This window comes from Candidatus Methylacidiphilales bacterium (assembly GCA_025056655.1).
In the GTDB taxonomy this organism is placed as follows: domain Bacteria; phylum Verrucomicrobiota; class Verrucomicrobiia; order Methylacidiphilales; family JANWVL01; genus JANWVL01.
Genome location: JANWVL010000115.1, coordinates 1 through 4,468, shown reverse-complemented (window position 1 = coordinate 4,468; position 4,468 = coordinate 1). Strand labels below are relative to the sequence as shown.

Below are 4,468 nucleotides of genomic sequence, written 5' to 3'. Positions count from 1 at the left end.
GGGGATAGATCGGGGTGCGGACATTCGATGTAGGGATGGAGGTGAATGAGGGTGTAGGGAAGATGGTTGAAATGTATGGATCGAATTTCGGCAGCTTTGAGAATCGAAATGGGATCATAGAAAAAATCGAGTGGTTGGACTGGGCCCTGATAGTCGGAGATGCAGATGCCAGGGGGCATGGCATGGCCATCGGGTTGACGGTGGTAAGGGAAGAAGGCGTGCTGGCTGCCGTCGGAGATGTGTGCGATTTCGGTTTGGGGAAGAAAAGTGTAGAGGGTTTGGATATATTCTGGTGAATAGTATGGTGAGTGATATGTAGGGGTATTGAGTTGGATAGCTCGCCATGTTTGGATTTGGGCATCTGTGAGGTCTGTAGGACGTAAGATTTCAATTTTTGGCATGTTGGCAGATATTTTGAAAAGTGGCAGAAGAGGTAATAGTCAGGAATAGTTCGTGTGGGCGTATGAAGCGGCGAAAGAGGGAGTTTGGTGGTGAATTAGGGTGAAACAAGAGTGAATTATAGGCAGCTATTTTCAACTGTAAAAATGCAGAAGAAAATGTAGGATAAATAGGAAAACGAATTGTTCGCAAGTCTGAGTGTGCCTCCATGGCACGAAACTTTAGATGATTTAGGTCTTCTGAGCAAAAGGCAACTTGGACTGAGTCGAAAAGTTGTATGTTATTGAAGTGTTGAGGAAAAGGAGGCAATGAAATTTCGGAATTATGTGGTCCAAAGGGGTAAAGTTCAGTGATTTTATTATGGACAAATGTTGTTAATATAGCGCTAGGAAAGTAATCACAGATCTGTAACGCCTCGTCTAATGCAAGAGTTGTAAAAACATGATCGAAGTGCGAATCTATTAAAGGATGAGGAGTGATGATAATGGTAGGCTTATAAGATTGAATAATTTGCACCAGGTCATTTATTAGTGAAATCCAACAGGGACCAATAGAATTTGTAGGCATATAAGGTGATACGTTTAAATTTCTGTACTCATTAAATCTAGAAGATTTTTTGTCCATAGGCGATGTCCTGTAATTTTCATACAAGATTTTTAGATTTCCATCGGGGTAAGCAAGGTTAATGGTATTGCGGAATGAGATGCCATTAAACTGAGGAATCGTTAAAGATTCAATCACACGCTGGGATGTTAAAATGAAATTTCTATTTGCCGTGTTTAGGCCATCAGTTATAGTTACAATAACAGTGGATTGCGGATATGAAGTATAAATACTGTAGGATGAGACTTCTGGATCGTCGGGATGAGGAGCTAATATAAGTATTTTATGTTTATTTAGATCTATTTGAGGAAAATAAATAAGTTCCGCGCAAGAAGAAGTTAAGAGAAAGTCCTTTGCAAAAAACGAAAGTTCCTTGAGGCTTATGCCGGAGTGGGAAGCTAAATTGATCCACAATTTAGATTTTCCATTATTTACTACACTATCAAGATATTGTGAGGATTCAGTTAGAGAGGATTTTATTTTTAAAATAGGGTATCGATGTAGAAAGCTACATTTTTTCATGAATTCGACAGCTAGAAAATAACCTGGCGATAAAATTACGTCAGATTCACATCTAAAATTTGACATGTTATTAGTTGTGAGGTTTACTAACTCTATTTTTTGATTCACAGGAAGGGTATAGAAATATGAATAATTGAGTTCTCTGTATTGCAGAACGTTGTTGCGTTTTTTCTGATTAAATATGAACACTATTAAGAATACTAGTGTCAGTAAAAATATTGAGAGTATGTATGGTAGATTAGCCATTACGAACAAGATTAAAGTGTCGGATTTCTATGGGGTTGTGAGATGAAAACATAAAGTTTTCCAAGCCTTTTCCCAAGAGAAGGTTTCTTTACCTATTGCAATGATTTTCTGAGCTAATGATCTCCTGATTTCTGGATTTTGAAGCCTAACTATTGATTGACGGATATTTTCAACATTCAAATCGTCAATGATAATGAAAGCGTCGGAATATTGTGAAGCCCATTTTATTTGGGATGAGTAAGGGGGGCCATGGAGAATAATAGGCAAGCCTACAGCAGTGTAGTCAGCTAGCTTACTAGGAAAACAAAACCGGCTGTTATCGTCATTTGGCGAAAATGTCAATGGAGAATACAAAGCATGTGCTGAATTACGCAAGGTATCTATAATTTGTGGATGTGGTAAATAACCCTTTATAAATATGTTCGGATGCTGATTGAAGCCAAATTCTAAATAACTCTTATGTGTGAGATCACTGTAAATATGAATTTCACCCCCTAATTTAATCAGTGAATTTGCTATGAGCTTTATCATTTCAGCATAAAAATGCCAAATACTTCCTGCGAAAGCTATTGTTAGAGGAAACGAGTTTTTAAGAGTTGTAGGAGACGGGGTTGTATATTCATGGTGAAGATAAGAGCGTGAAGGAAGCAAGATGTCTGTTTTACAGCGATATTCTTTTTGAAATATCTCGGCCATGTATGGTGATATGCACAAACAAGAATTTGCTTTACGACAAACTTTTGAAAAGACTCTCTGAAAGTTTTTAGTGGTCATTATATCATGAATGATTAGATGGTAAGGAATTCTATGCTTTTGCGCAAGATTCCATCCAACTATCCAACCTGCGCCTTCTACTACAGAAAGTATGGATTCAGGCTTGAATTCATAAATTACCTTTTCGATAACTCTAGCTCGTATTGAGCTTAGCGAGCCAAGAAACCGAAGGTAGTATCTATTATACCTAGTGTATTGTAATCTTGTAAAGGGTGGGGGTATGAAGTAACGTTTAATTTGCGGTATACATTTATCTGAAGATGATGATCTTAGCCCTGTTTCAACAATTAAAAGTTTACTCTTCGGATATAATTCCAACAAGCGATATAGTAGCATTGACCCGTGGTATGTGCCTTCAATCGGAACGTCGGAAATATAAGCTAAGCGAGGAAGATTAGGTGGAAAAAGAGAATTATCCAATGTCATTTTACAGGTAGAAATATCTATTTAATCCCCATATTCTGTGATTATATTTACGATTCTTTGTGAAGCTTGACCATCACCGAAGGGATTAGGTGATTGGGTCATTGACTTATAAATTGATGGATTGTGAAAAATCTGATGAAAATGATAGAGCGTTTTTTCTATGTCAGTTCCAACCAAGATTCCAAAACCAGAATCTAAGACCTCTGGACGTTCGGTGACATCTCTCAATATAAGTATGGGTTTTTTGAATGTTGTAGCTTCTTCCTGAATGCCTCCAGAATCTGTCAATATTATATAAGCATTACTCATTAGCCATACTAGCGAAAGGTAGTTTACAGGGGGAAGCAGGACTATGTTGCTTTGAGAACTTAGAGCTTCATATACTGGTTTTTTAACATTTGGGTTAAGGTGGACTGGAAAAACAATGAAGAGATCCTTATTACTTGAAGCAATTTCAATCAGTGCTTGACATATGTTTCTTAATCCGGTGCCGAATGATTCACGTCGATGGCTTGTTACCAAAATTAACCTTTTTTTATCTTCTATATGATGAGCAATTGACTTATAGATCTCGTTTGGAATATTGTCTAAAAGAATCTCTCTGGCCCACAGAAGGGCATCGACAACGGTGTTACCAGTGACATGTATGGAATCTGGAATGATATCAGGCAATTTTAAAAGACTATCTCGTGCTTTTATTGTCGGAGCAAAATGAATATCGGCAACGTGGGAAATGCATGTGCGATTGAATTCTTCCGGAAATGGAGACCAGCGATTGTAGGTTCTTAGCCCAGCCTCGACATGTCCAACTTTAATTTTCTGATAGAATGCGCTTACCGCACCGACCAAGGCAGATGTTGTATCACCTTGAACGAGTATCCAGGCAGGTTTCTCGTTAGATAACACTTGACTAACATCGCTGAAAAGTTTTGAAGTCAAACGACCTAGTGAAGTTGCAAATTTCATGGCGTTAAGTTCTATATCAGGTTTTATCCCGAAAACTTCCAAGGCTTGCTTAACCATCTTCTTATGTTGACCAGTTAATAGAATTCTAGTTTCAAAATCAGAGACACGATCCATCAAGATTCGGATAACAGGTGCTAGCTTTATGGCTTCTGGCCTAGTCCCTATGAGGACGAGAATTTTTTTTCTTTGTTGCATCTAGTAAATAATAAATTTAAGCCTATAGGATTATCATACTTTATACACTTCACGCATCCATTGCAAGGTGTTAAATATTCCTTCCTTTAAGCTAACTGTAGTTTTATGGTCCAGGTCACGTATAGCTTTTGTGCAATCCACTTTTTTCTGTCGAGTCGTGAGTATTTCATGAGGTAAATACTTTACTAATTGTTCACGAAGATGTTGTTTGTGGGTCAGGTCGAGTATGATGTCTGCAACCTCTTCTATAGAATGGTAATCGGTTCCACCTATATTATAGACCTCGCCGGGAACAAAATTTTTTGATATGTTTGCTAACGTTCTTGCCATGTCTGTT

The 4,468-nt window shown here is 37.9% G+C and carries 5 protein-coding genes; all 5 read right to left on the bottom strand.

Annotated features, from left to right (window positions below; translation table 11 throughout):
• On the bottom strand, positions 1-401 hold a 401-nt coding region (locus tag NZM04_07930; protein MCS7063950.1), incomplete at its 3' end, for a hypothetical protein.
• Entirely contained in the window at positions 388-1,632 is a 1,245-nt protein-coding gene (locus NZM04_07925; GenBank protein MCS7063949.1) for a PIG-L family deacetylase, read from the bottom strand. The genes NZM04_07925 and NZM04_07930, both read right to left, overlap by 14 nt.
• Before the next feature lie 165 nt (positions 1,633-1,797).
• A complete protein-coding gene (locus NZM04_07920; GenBank protein ID MCS7063948.1) occupies positions 1,798-2,466 on the bottom strand; it encodes a hypothetical protein in 669 nt (222 codons plus the stop codon).
• A 525-nt stretch (positions 2,467-2,991) separates the two neighbouring features.
• Complete coding sequence (gene wecB / locus NZM04_07915) at positions 2,992-4,131, bottom strand: UDP-N-acetylglucosamine 2-epimerase (non-hydrolyzing) (GenBank protein ID MCS7063947.1); 1,140 nt, start codon at positions 4,129-4,131, stop codon at positions 2,992-2,994.
• A 33-nt stretch (positions 4,132-4,164) separates the two neighbouring features.
• The coding region (locus tag NZM04_07910) for a hypothetical protein (GenBank protein MCS7063946.1) at positions 4,165-4,468 on the bottom strand (304 nt) is incomplete at its 5' end.